The 13,763-nt window shown below is 72.8% G+C and carries 13 protein-coding genes; 8 read left to right on the top strand and 5 right to left on the bottom strand.

Annotation, left to right across the window (positions count from 1 at the left end; translation table 11 throughout):
• The first annotated feature begins 18 nt into the window (after positions 1-18).
• Positions 19-813 (top strand): 3-hydroxybutyrate dehydrogenase, encoded by a 795-nt coding sequence (locus QHG49_RS31125; protein WP_159698838.1) that lies wholly within the window; start codon positions 19-21, stop codon positions 811-813.
• Positions 814-819: 6 nt separating this feature from the next.
• Here the strand turns inward: QHG49_RS31125 and QHG49_RS31130 are convergent, their stop codons facing one another.
• Positions 820-1,224, bottom strand: a complete 405-nt coding sequence (locus QHG49_RS31130; protein ID WP_145492615.1) for a pyridoxamine 5'-phosphate oxidase family protein — start codon at positions 1,222-1,224, stop codon at positions 820-822.
• Positions 1,225-1,385: 161 nt separating this feature from the next.
• Positions 1,386-2,975, bottom strand: a complete 1,590-nt coding sequence (locus QHG49_RS31135) for an oleate hydratase (RefSeq protein ID WP_301492141.1) — start codon at positions 2,973-2,975, stop codon at positions 1,386-1,388.
• Between the two features lie 252 nt (positions 2,976-3,227).
• On the opposite strand from QHG49_RS31135, the gene QHG49_RS31140 reads away from it, so the two are divergent.
• The 4 genes from QHG49_RS31140 to QHG49_RS31155 are packed head-to-tail and all read left to right on the top strand — an operon-like array spanning position 3,228 to position 7,989.
• A complete protein-coding gene (locus QHG49_RS31140; protein ID WP_159698835.1) occupies positions 3,228-4,787 on the top strand; it encodes an APC family permease in 1,560 nt (519 codons plus the stop codon).
• A gap of 30 nt (positions 4,788-4,817) precedes the next feature.
• A complete protein-coding gene (locus QHG49_RS31145; RefSeq protein WP_145492610.1) occupies positions 4,818-6,032 on the top strand; it encodes an arginine deiminase in 1,215 nt (404 codons plus the stop codon).
• Between the two features lie 22 nt (positions 6,033-6,054).
• Entirely contained in the window at positions 6,055-7,077 is a 1,023-nt protein-coding gene (gene argF, locus QHG49_RS31150; RefSeq protein ID WP_145492609.1) for an ornithine carbamoyltransferase, read from the top strand.
• A gap of 3 nt (positions 7,078-7,080) precedes the next feature.
• Entirely contained in the window at positions 7,081-7,989 is a 909-nt protein-coding gene (locus QHG49_RS31155; RefSeq protein WP_301492142.1) for a carbamate kinase, read from the top strand.
• A 77-nt stretch (positions 7,990-8,066) separates the two neighbouring features.
• Here the strand turns inward: QHG49_RS31155 and QHG49_RS31160 are convergent, their stop codons facing one another.
• A complete protein-coding gene (locus tag QHG49_RS31160; RefSeq protein WP_301492144.1) occupies positions 8,067-10,019 on the bottom strand; it encodes a PAS domain S-box protein in 1,953 nt (650 codons plus the stop codon).
• Between the two features lie 282 nt (positions 10,020-10,301).
• Between QHG49_RS31160 and QHG49_RS31165 the strand changes: the two genes are divergently transcribed.
• Positions 10,302-11,171, top strand: coding sequence for a universal stress protein (locus QHG49_RS31165; RefSeq protein ID WP_145492603.1), 870 nt, complete (start codon positions 10,302-10,304; stop codon positions 11,169-11,171).
• Positions 11,172-11,407: 236 nt separating this feature from the next.
• Here QHG49_RS31165 and QHG49_RS31170 read toward each other — a convergent pair whose 3' ends face one another.
• On the bottom strand, positions 11,408-11,797 hold the full coding sequence (locus QHG49_RS31170) for a hypothetical protein (protein WP_145492601.1): 390 nt from the start codon (positions 11,795-11,797) through the stop codon (positions 11,408-11,410).
• 258 nt (positions 11,798-12,055) lie between these two features.
• Between QHG49_RS31170 and QHG49_RS31175 the strand changes: the two genes are divergently transcribed.
• Positions 12,056-12,796, top strand: coding sequence for an FAD binding domain-containing protein (locus QHG49_RS31175; RefSeq protein WP_301492146.1), 741 nt, complete (start codon positions 12,056-12,058; stop codon positions 12,794-12,796).
• 33 nt (positions 12,797-12,829) lie between these two features.
• On the opposite strand, the gene QHG49_RS31180 is transcribed toward QHG49_RS31175, so the two are convergent.
• Complete coding sequence (locus QHG49_RS31180) at positions 12,830-13,201, bottom strand: VOC family protein (RefSeq protein ID WP_301492148.1); 372 nt, start codon at positions 13,199-13,201, stop codon at positions 12,830-12,832.
• 95 nt (positions 13,202-13,296) lie between these two features.
• Here QHG49_RS31180 and QHG49_RS31185 point away from each other — a divergent pair, with 95 nt between their 5' ends.
• Positions 13,297-13,758, top strand: coding sequence for a MarR family winged helix-turn-helix transcriptional regulator (locus QHG49_RS31185; RefSeq protein ID WP_301492150.1), 462 nt, complete (start codon positions 13,297-13,299; stop codon positions 13,756-13,758).
• Positions 13,759-13,763: the final 5 nt, after the last annotated feature.

The raw sequence follows: 13,763 nt of genomic DNA on the forward strand, positions 1-13,763 counted from the left end.
CTTCGTTAGGGTCGGTCCATGACCTCCCGCATCCAGCCCCTCGCCCTCGATCTCGCCGGCCGCACCGCGCTCGTCACCGGTGCCGCGAGCGGTATCGGCCGTGCCTGCGCGCTGCGTCTCGCGGCGGCCGGGGCGCGGGTGAGAGCCGTCGACCGGGACGAGGCGGGGCTCGCCGGACTCGCCGAGGAGGCGCGGGACACCCCGGACCTCGCGGGCGCCGTCGTGCCGCACGTACTCGACCTGACCGACCTGGACGCGGCCGAGGCGGCGGCGGCCGGCACCGATGTGCTGGTCAACAACGCGGGGCTGCAACTGGTGCGCCCCATCGAGGAGTTCCCGCCGGACGTCTTCCACACGGTGCTGACCGTGATGCTGGAGGCGCCGTTCCGCCTGGTGCGCGGCGCCCTGCCGCACATGTACGGGCAGGGCTGGGGCCGGATCGTCAATGTGTCCTCGGTGCACGGGCTGCGCGCCTCGGCGTTCAAGTCCGCGTACGTCGCCGCCAAGCACGGACTTGAGGGCCTGTCCAAGACGGCCGCGCTGGAGGGCGCCGCGCACGGCGTCACCTCCAACTGCGTGAACCCCGCCTATGTCCGCACCCCCTTGGTGGAGCGGCAGATCGCCGACCAGGCGGCGGCCCACGGCATCCCCGAGGAGCGGGTGCTGTCCGAGGTGCTGCTGAAGGACAGCGCGCTGCGGCGCCTGATCGAACCGGAGGAGGTCGCCGAGGCGGTGGCCTATCTGTGCAGCCCCCAGGCGTCCTTCGTCACCGGTACGTCCCTGGTCCTGGACGGCGGCTGGACGGCCCACTGAGCACGCTCACGCGCCGGTCAGCTCGCGCCCCGTGACCACCTCGGAGTCGATCCGTACGAGCACGTCGTCGCGGACCGGCATCCAGGAGTCCGGGCCGTCGGGGATCTCCTGGCCGTCGGCGTCGTCCAGCAGTGTGGCGCGGCCGGTGACGACCACGCTCCAGCCGGAGCGGGTCGCCGCGTCGAACTCGTCCGCCTCGAAGGCGACCACGGCACCGTCGATGGCGTGCGCGAGGTCCGAGCCCGCCGAGGTGCGCAGCAGCACGGAGGAGTCCGCGTCGAGGCAGAAATTGACGGGGAGGACCGCGGGGAGCGCCTGCTTGGTGTACACGACCCGGCCGACCGGTACCCCGGCCAGCAGGCGCAGGCAGGTCCCCCGGTCGAGCGGGCGGAAGCCGTCGTTCTGGAGCACCCGCCCATCGTCCCCGCGCGGAACCGGCCGGGATAGGGCCGGTCGGCCCTTGTCCGTAGCTTCTCCGTACCTTCTCCGTGCCTGTGCGGCCCGGCCCGCCGCCGGGGCCCCTCCTCGGGTGCCCCGGTGGCGCGGCTCGGCCGGATCCGCGCGGCCGGGGCTCACACCAGCGCGGCCCGCAGCACACCGAAGGCGCTGCGCGGGTCGGCCAGGGCGTGGTGGATGCCGGGGATCTCGCGGTCGACGCCGAACAGCTCGTACACGGCGTGCATCGCGCCGCGCACCGAGTACTCGACGGTGAAGACGACGTCCTCCGGGACCTCGGTGTACTGGCCGAGGAAGGCGAAGTTCGCCGATCCGCGCGGCACCACGAGCGGCCGGTCGCCGGCCGTGCGCGGCGCGAACTGGCTGGTGATGTACGGCATCATGACCGGGACCACGGTCGTGGTCGCCGCCACGTCCTCCTCGATGTCGGACATCCCGAGGTGGCCGAGGAGTTCGGTCAGGATCTCGCGGCCGGTGCACTCGGCCATCGGCTTGCCGGTGAAGTCGCCGGGCCGGTCCGGGAAGAGGCCGTAGCCCCACAGCGTGTACACGTCCTCGGGCTGGTCCGCGAAGTGCGGGGCGTGCGGTACGACCACGGACATCAGCCAGCCGGAGTCCGTGAAGGTCATCAGCGCGCCGGTGCCGGGCAGATTGCCCGACAGCTCCTCGATGCGGTGCAGCAGCCGCGGGGAGCGCATGGTGAGCGTGAAGGACTCCCACTTCGCCTCGTCCACGTCGCCGTTGAACACCGCGGGCCGGCCGAAGTCGTCCGCCTTGGCCGCGACCGTCTCCCACAGCCGCCAGCCGCCGTCGCGCTTGTCCCGCACCAGCTCGGGCGCCCGGTCGTCGCCGCCGTACGTGGCGTCGGCGGTCATCGAGCCGAGGGTGAGGAACGCGTGGTCGTCGAGGCCGAGTTCACAGGTCTCCGGCACGCCCGCGCGCTCCAGGTGGAGCCGCCACAGCCGTCGTACGCCCTGCTCGTCGGTGCTGAAGTCGGCGTCCGTGACCCGTACCCCGTGCTCGAAGCGCACCCCGCGGGCCTCCAGCCAGGCCCGTACGGGGCGGATGACCGAGTCGTACTGGTTGAGCTTGGTGCGGCGCACTCCGGACAGGGTGTGCATGCGCGGGAACTCCTGGAGGAAGCGCAGGAAGTAGCGGCGCAGTTCGATGGCGCTGTGCCAGTTCTGGAAGGCGAACGTGGTGCGCCACATCGTCCAGAAGTGCGTGCCGAAGAAGTGCGGGGAGAAGAAGTCCTCGATGCGGCGGGCGCCGATCTCCCGCTCGGGCAGCATCAGCAGCCGCAGCAGTTCGCGTCGGTCATGGGTGTCGAGGCCGTAGTCGGCGGCGTCCAGGATGCGCGCGCCCGTGCCGATCAGCCGGGCCTTGGCCTCGGTGGGCCACTTCTCGTTGAAGTCGATGATCTCCTGGCGCACCGAGACCGTCTCGTCGTCCAGGGTCGGGATCGTCTCCAGCAGGTCCCACAGGCAGGTGTACGCCTCCTCCTCCAGCATCCGGCCGCCACGGGTGACGTAGCCGGCGGGCTCCCCGGCGCCGTCCATGGAGCCGCCGGCCACCGGCAGCTCCTCCAGCACCCGGATGTTCTCGCCGGGGAGCCCGGCGTCGCGGATGAGGAAGACCGCCGCCGCGAGCGAGGCGATGCCGCCGCCGACGAGATGGACCCGGGACTGGCGCGGAGCGTCTGCCATGACGTTCCTCCGTTCTGCGCCCGGGCGGACCCGGACAGCTCTGTGCGCCCCGGCGGACCGGGACGGCGGAAGTGGTACGGCATTCAGCCAATACCTCCGGGTGCCTCTCGCGGCAGGGCCGTAGGTCCCCGGTCGGAGGGCCTGTGGGCGCCCAAGTGGGGACCGGTTGCCGTACGGCACGCACCCCGGTGACCAGCAGGATCGGTGAGGCACCAGCACCGGAGCCCTTCGAGGCGCACAAGGAGCACAGGCATGACCACCACCACACGCGGCGGGGAAGACACCCGCGGCGGGGAAGAGTCCCCTGGCGGGAGAGGGCCCCGCGGCGGGGAAGAGTCGCCCGACGGGGGAAGACCTCGCGGCGGCGAGGAACCCGCTCCACCGGCCGCCCTCGGGCTGCCCGCCGCCACCGCCCTGGTGATCGGCAGCATCATCGGCACCGGGGTCTTCGCGCTCCCCTCCGCGCTCGCCCCCTACGGGCCGATCGCCCTGGTCGCCTTCGGCGTCGTCACCCTGGGCGCGCTCGCGCTGGCGATGACCTTCGGCTCGCTCTCCGGGCGCGTCCCGGGCAGCGGCGGCCCCTACGTCTACGCCCGGGAGGCGTTCGGCGAGTTCGCCGGGTTCCTCAACGCCTGGTCGTACTGGATCACCGCCTGGGCCGGGAACGCCGCGATCGCGGTCGCCTGGGTCGGCTACGTCGAGGTGTTCGTCAACACCGGCCACCGCACCGGGATCTCGCTCCTGATCGCCCTCACCGGACTGTGGATACCGGCCGCGGTCAACCTCACCGGGATGCGCAACACCGGCGCCTTCCAAGTCGTCACCACGGTCCTGAAGTTCGTGCCGCTGGTCTTCATGGCCACCGTGGGGCTGCTGTTCATCAAGGCGGACAACTTCGGCCCGTTCAACGCCAGTCACCAGTCCGCGCCGGGCGCGATCTCGGCCGCCGCCGCCATCGCCCTGTTCAGCTATCTCGGTCTGGAGGCCGCCTCGGTCGTCGCCGGACGGGTGCGCGAGCCGGGGCGCAACGTGCCGCGCGCCACCCTGTACGGCACCCTCGCCTGCGCCGTCATCTACATCCTCGGCACCCTCGCGGTCCTCGGCACCGTCCCGCACGGCCGACTCGGCTCCTCCAGCGCGCCGTTCAGCGACGCGGCGAACAACATCTTCGGCGGCGGCTGGGCCGGCGACGCCGTCGCGGTGGCCGCCATCATCTCCGGCATCGGCGCGCTGAACGGCTGGACCATGCTGTGCGCCGAGATGCCGTACGCCGCCGCCCGCGACGGACTCTTCCCGGCCGCCTTCGCCCGGCTGCGCGGCAAGAACGACGTACCGGTCTTCGGGATCGTCGCCTCGACCGTACTGGCCTCGCTGATCACGGTGTTCAGCTACACCCGCTTCCAGGACGTCTTCACCAAGATCGTGCTGCTCAGCGTGCTCACCGCGGTCATCCCGTACCTCTTCTCCGCCGCCGCCCAGCTGTACTGGCTGCTGGTGCGCGGCCGGGCGAGCCTGAGGCCCGGACGCCTCGCGCGGGACACCGTCGTCGCCGCGCTCGCGATGGCCTTCTCCTACTGGTCGATCCAGGGCAGCGGCTACCAGACCGTCTACTACGGGCTGTTCGTGGTCCTGCTCGGACTGCCGGTCTACATCTGGCTCAAGCGCGACCGCGGCGAGTACGGCGAGACGGCGCCGGCCCCGGCCACGGCGAGCGGGGCCCGCGCCCCCGAGACACCCCCGGCCGCCCGCGCCGTCCGGCGCCCCTGGGCCGAACGCGCGCACCGCCTCAACCCCCTGCGCCACGACCACTGATCCCACGGAACTCCCCGAAGGACAACCATCATGAGCACCTTCCACGTCGACTCCGAGGCCGGCCGGCTGCGCCAGGTCATCCTGCACCGGCCCGGACTCGAACTCTCCCGCCTCACCCCGCGCAACGTCGACGCGCTGCTCTTCGACGACATCCTGTGGGCCAAGCGGGCCCGCGAGGAGCACGACGCCTTCGCCCAGGCGCTGCGCGACCACGGCACCCGCGTGCACTACTTCGCCGACCTGCTCGCCGAGAGCCTCGACATCCCCGGCGCCCGCGACTGGCTCCTCGACCGCGTGGTGACCACCGCCACCGTCGGCCCGGCGCTCGTCGAACCGGTACGCGAACTGTGCGCGGGCATCGACGGCGCGACCCTCGCCGAGTACCTCATCGGGGGGCTGCTCAAGAGCGACCTGCCGCTGGCCAGCCCGCACAGCCTGGTCTGGAACGCCCTGGACGACGAGGAGTTCGCCCTCGCCCCGCTGCCCAACCACCTCTTCCCGCGCGACAACTCCTGCTGGATATACGACCGGTTGTCCGTCAACCCGATGGCCAAGGCGGCCCGGCGGCGCGAGAGTCTGCACGCCGAGACCATCTACCGGTTCCACCCGCTGTTCGCCGCCCAGGCACCCCAGCCGATCCTGGACGGACCGGTGGGCACCCTGGAGGGCGGCGACGTCCATGTCCTCGGCAACGGGGCCGTCATGGTCGGCATGGGGGAGCGCACCACCCCCCAGGCCGTGGAGAACCTGGCCGCCCGGCTGTTCGCCGCCGGTACGGCCACCAAGGTGATCGCCGTCCAACTCCCGGCCCAGCGCGCCTACATGCACCTGGACACCGTGCTCACCATGGTCGACCGGGACGCCTTCGTGGTCTACCCGGGCCTCGCCGACTCCCTGCGCTCGTGGACCCTCACGCCCAGCGACGCCCGCCCGGTCCGCTTCGCCGTCACCCCCGACTCGGACCTCGCGACCGCCCTCGCCGAGGCCCTCGACCTGGACAAGGTGCGGATGCTGTCCGCGCCGCAGGACATCCGGGGCGCCGAACGCGAACAGTGGGACGACGGCAGCAACTTCCTCGCCCTCGAACCCGGCGTCGTCGTCGGCTACGAGCGCAACGTCACCACCAACACCTATCTGCGCAAGCAGGGCATCGAGATCGTCACCATCGCCGGCGCCGAACTCGGCCGCGGCCGCGGCGGCCCGCGCTGCATGAGCTGCCCCATCGAACGCGACCCGGTCGCCTGACACTTCCCCGAGGACACCAGAGATGACCATCGACCTGCGAGGCCGCTCCTACCTGAGCGAACTCGACTTCACCGCCGCCGAGATCGGCCACCTCCTCGATCTCGCCACCGACCTCAAGGCGGCCCGGCGGGCCGGCACCGAACGCCCCCGGCTGACCGGGAAGCAGCTCGCGCTGATCTTCGAGAAGACCTCCACCCGCACCCGCTGCGCCTTCGAGGTCGCCGCCCGCGACCAGGGCGCCGCCACCACCTACCTCGGTCCCGGCGACACCCACCTCGGCGGCAAGGAGTCCGTCGCCGACACCGCCCGCGTCCTCGGCCGGATGTTCGACGGCATCGAGTACCGGGGCTCCGCCCAGACCATCGTCGGCGAACTCGCCGCGCACTCCGGCGTCCCCGTCTTCAACGGCCTGACCGACACCACGCACCCCACCCAGAGCCTGTGCGACGTGTTCACCATGCGCGAGCACAGCGCCAAGCCGCTGTCCGACATCGCCTACTGCTACCTCGGCGACGCCCGCAACAACATGGGCAACTCGCTGCTGTCCATGGGCGCCCTGCTCGGCATGGACGTCCGCATCGCCGCCCCGCGCGCCCTGTGGCCCGCCGCCGAACTGGTCGCCGAGTGCCGGGCACAGGCCGAGCGCAGCGGGGCCCGGATCACCCTCACCGAGGACGTCGAGACCGCCGTACGCGGCGCCGACTACCTGCACACCGACGTCTGGGTCTCCATGGGCGAGCCCGCCGAGACCTGGAAGGAACGCATCGACCTGCTGCTGCCCTACCAGGTCAACGAGAAGACACTGGCCGCCACCGGCAACCCCGACGTCGCCTTCATGCACTGCCTGCCCTCCCTGCACGACGATCACACCCGCCTCGGCCGCGAACTGCGCGACACCTACGGCCTGACCGGCCTGGAGGTCACCGACGAGGTGTTCTCCGCGCCCCGCTCGCTCGTCTTCGACCAGGCGGAGAACCGGCTGCACACCATCAAGGCGGTCCTCGTCGCCACCCTGGCGGACCGGCCCGCCGCCGTGGAGGGCTGACCGATGCGCATCGTCATCGCCCTCGGCGGCAACGCGCTGCTGCACCGCGGCGAACGCCCCGACGCCGCCGTCCAGCAGGCCAACATCGACCGTGTGGCCCTCGCCATCGCCGCCCTCGCCCAGGACCACGAGGTGGTCGTCACCCATGGCAACGGCCCCCAGATCGGGCTGCTCGCCATGGAGAGCGCGTCCGACGCGGCACTGAGCGCCCCCTACCCGCTGGATCTGCTCGGGGCGCAGACCCAGGGCATGATCGGCTCCCTGCTGGCGCGCGCCCTGTACGACGCGCTGCCCGGCCGGCGGATCGCGGCCCTTGTCACCCACACCCAGGTACGGGCCGACGACCCCGCCTTCGGGCACCCGGAGAAGTTCATCGGCCAGGTGTACTCGGCGGAGACCGCCCGCGCGCTCTCCCGCGAACGGGGCTGGCACATCGCCCGGGACACCACCGGGTGGCGCCGTGTGGTGCCCTCCCCGGCGCCCGAACGGATCATGGAGACCGGCACCGTCCAGGACCTGCTGGGCCTCGGCACCCTCGTGGTCTGCGCCGGGGGCGGTGGCGTCCCGGTCGTGGACGGTGAGCACGGGCTGCGCGGGGTGGAGGCCGTCGTCGACAAGGACCTGTCCGCGGCGCTCCTCGCGGAGGACCTCAAGGCGGACTTCCTGCTGATCCTCACCGACGTTCCGCATGTGTACGCCGACTACGGCGGCCCCCACCAGCGCCCCCTCCTGGAGGCCACGCCCGCCGAACTGCGCTCCGGGGGCTTCCCGGCCGGCTCCATGGGCCCCAAGACGGAGGCGGCGGCCCGGTTCGTGGAGCGCACCGGCGGCCTCGCCGCGATCGGCGCCCTCGACGCGGCGTACGAGATCGTGCGGGGCAGGGCGGGCACGCTGGTACGGCCCGAGCCGTGACGACACCTCGCCCGCACCCCTGACGGCTGCGCGTCCGCACCGGTGAGCCCCCCAAGGGCCCACCGGTGCGCGGGCGTTCACAGCTTCAGCGTGAACCAGGTCGTCTTGCCCTCGTCGGTCGGCCGTACCCCCCAGCCGTCGGCGAGCGTGCGGACCAGGAACAGGCCGCGCCCGGACTCCTCGTCCCCGGCGGCGTGCCGGGGCTGGGGCAGGTGCGGGCTGCGGTCGCTGACCTCCACGGTGAGATCCGTGGCCGTACGGCACAGCCGCAGCCCCACCGGGCCCTCGGCGTGCTGCACCGCGTTGGTGAGGGTCTCCGACAGCAGCAGGAGCGCGTCGTCGGCCGGTGCGGGACACTCCCAGGAGGCCAGCGTCCGGCGCAGAAAGGCCCGGCCCTCGGGGACCGAGGCGGGGGCGGCGGGCAGCTCGGTGGTGACGGCGGCCAGCGGCGCCGCCGGGAGCCGCGCGAACAGCAGCGTCACATCGTCGTCATGGCCGTCGGCGTCCGGCAGCAGCTCGGCCAGCACATGGTCGGCGGCCGCCTCCAGGCTCGCGGAGTGCGGGAAGAACGTGTCCAGGACGGCGGTGAGTTCACCGACCCGGGCCTCGATGTCGCTGCCCGGCGTCTCGATCAGACCGTCGGTGTACAGCACGAGCGTGGCGCCCGGGGAGATGTCGAAAGCCGCGTGCTCGTACAGCACTCCGCCCACCCCGAGCGGCGCGTTGACCGGCGCGGGCAGCGCGCGGACGCCCTCCCAGGGGCCGACGACGAGGGTCGGCAGATGCCCGGCGGAGCAGACGGTGACGGTGCCCGCGTCCGGGGCGATGACCAGATAGCAGCAGGTGACCAGCTGGTCCGGCACGTCCAGGTCACCGACCACGGTGTCCAGGGCCTGCATCAGCTGGCGTGGCTGCATGCCCGTCTTGGCGAGCGCGTGCGCGGCCGAGCGCAGCTGGCCCATCACGGCGGCCGCCTCCAGGCCGCGGCCCATCACATCGCCGATGAGGACACCGACCCGGCCGGCGCCCAGCGGTATCAGATCGAACCAGTCGCCGCCGACACCGGCGCCCTGGGTGGCGGGCCGGTAGCGGCTCGCGGTGTCCAGACCGGGCAGCGCGGGCGGGGTGCCCATCAGGCTGCGCTGGAGCGTGAGGGCGATGTGCCGCTGCTGCTCCAGCAGGGCGGTCAGCTCCGCCTCCACCTGCTTGCGGTCGCTGATGTCCCGCACGATCGCGCACGCCCCGACGACCTTGCCCGCGGTGTCCCGGGTCGGCCACAGCGTGACGTCGACGTCCAGCAGCGAGCCGTCCTTGGTGACCCGCAGCGTCTCGAAGTGCTCGACCTTCTCCCCGTGGCGCAGACGTTCGAGCAACGCCCAGATGTCGTCCTGGAGTTCGGTGGGGGCGAGCATGGAGACATGCCGGCCCATGGCCTCCTCGGCGGTGTAGCCGTACAGCTCGGTGGCGGCCGCGTTCCAGTACGTGATCTCGCCGGCGAGGGTCTTGGCGAGGATGGCGTCCTGGGAGGACTCCACGAGCGCCGCGAGTTCGTTGATCCGGGCCTCGGCCGCCTTGCGGTCGCTGACGTCGCGCACCGCGGCGGAGACCAGCAGTCCGTCCGCCGTCTCCAGCGGGCTCAGGCTGATCTCGACGGGGAACTCGCTGCCGTCCTTGCGCAGTCCGTGCAGTTCCAGGCCCGCGCCCATGGGCCGCACCTGCCGGTTGGCCGCGTAGCCGTCGCGGTGCCGGGTGTGGTGACCGCGGAAGCGGTGCGGGACGAGCAACTCGACCGGGCGGCCCAGCAGTTCCTCGCGGCGGTAGCCGAACACGGCCTCGGTCTGCGCGTTGACCAGCCGGATGACACCGGTGTCGTCGACGATCACCATCGCGTCCGGCGCCGCCTCCAGCAACCCCCGGAACCGCTCCTCGCCCGTCGACGGACCGCCCTGCGCCAAGGGGGCTCCGCACCGGCACCGCTGGGGGACCGCGGGGTCCGCCGCACAGGCCGGCTCGTCCACGCAACCATTCATATATACCCCGCCATGTCGCTCGTGATGCTACGGACATCCCAGCGCAACCGGCCTCCCACCGCCGTGACTTGTCGCGTCCTGGCCGGAACACATCCCCACGGCGGACGAACCCGTGCAGGACCGGTCCCGGTCGAGCACAAGCGATCGCCTCCGTCATGGTGCCCGCCCCAGGGCCGATCGGCCCCCGGACAGGGGTCCTGAGGGCCCTGCCGGTCCGGGGGCCGCCGCGACGAGACTGGGGTCGATCCCGAACGGGATGTCCGACAACAGGAGGTGGACGTCATGTCCCGCACCGTCACCGTGGGCCTCGACGGCTCCCCCGAGAGCCGTACCGCCGCCGAGTGGGCGGCGGGTGAGGCGCGACTGCGCGGTCTGCCGCTGCGCCTGGTGCACGTGTGGGAACCGGTCACGGAGACCATGGCACAGGATCCGGTCATCGGCGTGGCGACCCAGCGGCACTGGACCGAGCGGATCCCGCGCGAGACCGCCGAGGAACTGCGGCTGCGCCACCCCGACCTGGAGATCCTGTCCGAGCACCAGGACGGCTTCCCGGGCGAGCTGCTCGCCGCGGTGGCCGAGGAGTCCGAGCTGCTGGTGCTCGGCTCGCGGGGCCTCGGCCGGGTCGGCGGCTACCTCGTCGGCTCCGTCGGCTTCTCGGTGGTCGCGCGGGCCGGCCGCCCCGTGGTCCTGGTGCGGTCCGGCTGGCGGCCCGACGGCGACGCCCCCGAGGGCCCGGTCGTCCTCGGCGTCGACACCACCGCGCCGGACGACACGGTGTTCGCGTTCGCCTTCGAGGAGGCCGAGCGGCGCGGGACGTCGGTACGGGCCGTGCGCACCTGGTCCATGCCGCCGTACTACGTCTACGGATTCGCCGCCGACCCCACCTTCGACCAGGAGTGGTCGCTCCAGGAGGAGGCCGCGCTCACGGAGGTGCTCAAGCCGTGGCGGCAGAAGTACCCCTCCGTCGAGGTCACCGAGGAGTGCGGCTACGGGAGCGCCCCGCTGCACCTGGTCGAGGCGTCGCACGGTGCCGGACTCGTGGTCGTCGGCCGGCGCCGCCGCCCCGCGTCGTTCGGCACGCACATCGGCCCGGTGACGCACGCGGCGCTGCACCACGCGATGGCGCCGGTGGCGGTGGTGCCTCACGACTGAGGGTGACGGACAGGAACTGCGGCGCGCCCCACCCGGGTTGGTCCGGGTGGGGCGCGTGGGGTTCTGGCGTGACTGGGCCTTGAGGCGTTGACCCGTTGAGGCCTTGACGCGCTGAGGCTTTGAGGCTTTGGCGGGGGAGCGGCGGGGCGCCCCGCCGCACCGGTCCTGCCGGTGTGACGGAGCGCCCCGGAGCCTCCGGCCGGTGAGCGGACAACTCACCCTGTTCTACTGGCCGTTCACGACTCCTCGCCGCCCCGCCACGGCGGTGGCGTCGCCGTCCTGCGGACGCAGTGCGCGCGGTGGGCGACCCGCTCGGTGCGGCTGCGCAGGCGGTCCTGGAGGCGGTCGGCGAGTTCGCGGGCGCTGTGCTCACGGGCGTGGACGACGACGAGGTAGTGGCCCACCCGGATCTCGGCGCCGGCGGTCCAGGGCTGTCCCGTGTGAGCGGCGGCCGTCCTGCCGATCCGGATCTCGCCGCTCACGGGCGGCAGCCCCGGCCGGCCGAGCACGGCGTCCAGCTTCTCCCGGAGATAGGCGAGGTCCTCCTCGGACATCTCGCTGTCCGCCCGTACCCGGACGGCGACGGCGGTCTCGTGGGCGCGGACGCCGGTGTGCCTGGCAGTCATGTGCTCCACTCCTTCTGATCGGTGCGTGCTGATCGTTCGGTGCAGCGCACCCAGCGTCCCCCCAGCGCCACCCCCTTCCCCAGGGCCGGCCGACCCGGGGTCCGGGGCCGGTGGTCCCGCCCGCCGGACCCGCATTCCGGAACCGGCCAACTCTTCTTGAATCGGCATAAGTTGACGATCGTGCCCATGTGAGCCCTGTACGCGCCCCCGCGTACGCGAGCAGACTGCGGTCTCCCCGAGGAAGGCAGGTCGGTCGCCATGCTGTTGCGTCTGCCCACGTCCGTGTCCGAGGCGCGGGAGTGCCTGGCCGAGGGGGCCGTCCCCGTCGGCGGGGCGACCCTGGTGTGGGCCACGTGGCAGCGCGAGGGCTTCCCCGAACTGGCCATGTCCTTGAGGCAGTTGCCGCAGGCCAACATCATCGGACCCGAGACGCTGGGCGCCGCCGTGCTGCTCGGGCGGATCGACGACCGGGTGCCGGACGTGCTGCGCCTCGCGGCCGGCACGGTGGGCACCGGCGCGGTACGCCGCGCGGCGACGGTCGGCGGCAATCTCGTGGGCAGCGCGCTGCGTTGCCTGCTGCCGGCCGCGCTGGTCCTCGACGCGCGGGGCGTGGTGCTGGAGTCCGACGGTGTCCGCGAGACGGACCTGGCCGAAGTCGTCGCGAAACGGCCCCTGCTGCTCAGCCTCCGCTGGCGCGCACCGCTCGCCTGCGCCTACCGCAAGCTCCCCGCCGACGCGGGCGGCCCGCCGCCCCTCGTGGTGGCCTCGGCGCTGCACACGGACGACGGTGCGGGCGACCGCTCGCGCGGGGGCGCGGGGTACGTCGTCCGGGTCGCCGTACGGGACGGCTACGAGGTGTTCGAGGGCGCCGCCGTACGAAGCGCCGACCCCGAGGAGACCCTGGAGTCCCTGCGCACCACCGCCCTCGGCGATCTGCCCGCCTCCGCGTGGCGCATCGTACGCCCGCAGGTGCTGGACCTGCTGGCACGCGAGCGGTAACCCGCCGCGCGCCGGCCGGCGACGGGCTCCCGGTCAGTCGCCGTGGACGGTGAGCCGGTAGCCCTCGGGTCCGGTGAAGGAGAACGACGGGCCGAACGGGGTCGCCTGGAGCGGGGTGACGTCCCCCGTGCCCGCCGCGACGAGCTGCTCGCGCAGGGCCGGGGCGTCGGTGGTGCGCAGCCACAGGGCGACACCGAGGCCGGGGCGCCCGGCGCCGTCCAGATCGACGCCGGGCAGCGGCTCGCGGACGGCGAACGGGATCGGGCTGGTGGCGAAGACGACCGCGTTCGCCGGTCCGCCCGGCGCCCGCCGCAGTCCGAGCCGCTCCTCGAAGAACGCGGCCGCGGCCGGTACGTCCCTCACCTGGAGGGCGATGAAATCGGGGCCTTCGACGGTGGCGGTCATGGTGACTCCAAGGGTGGTCTGTCGATGGGGTGCATGTCAGTACTTTGACATCACCGACCGTAGGCCGCCGGCCTTGGGTATGTCAAAATGCTGACATGGAAGATCGAGCGCCCGTCCCTTCGCCGCATCCGGCGCGGGACGTCACCGAACACGTGGGATACCGCCTGAAGAAGGCCTCGGCCGCGCTGCGCGGGGCCATGGACAAGGCGCTGCGCGAGCACGGCCTCACCGTCCCGCAGTACTCCTGTCTGGAACTCCTCGACGAACGGCCCGGCCTGTCCAACGCCGACCTCGCGCGCGGCACCTTCGTCACCCGGCAGTCGGCCAACGTCGTCCTGCGCGGCCTGAAGGAGGCCGGCCTGATCACCCAGGCGGCCAGCACCGACCACGGCCGGGCCCTGCCCGTCCACCTCACCGCCGCCGGGCAGGAGCGCCTGCGCGCCGCGCGCGGTGCGGTGTACGCCATCGAGGAACGCATGATCGAGAGCATCCCCGCGCGCCGGCTGACGGCGCTGCTGGCCGACCTCGACACGATGACCAGGGCCCTGGAGACGTGACCGGC

It is taken from the genome of Streptomyces sp. WP-1, assembly GCF_030450125.1.
Classification (GTDB): domain Bacteria; phylum Actinomycetota; class Actinomycetes; order Streptomycetales; family Streptomycetaceae; genus Streptomyces; species Streptomyces incarnatus.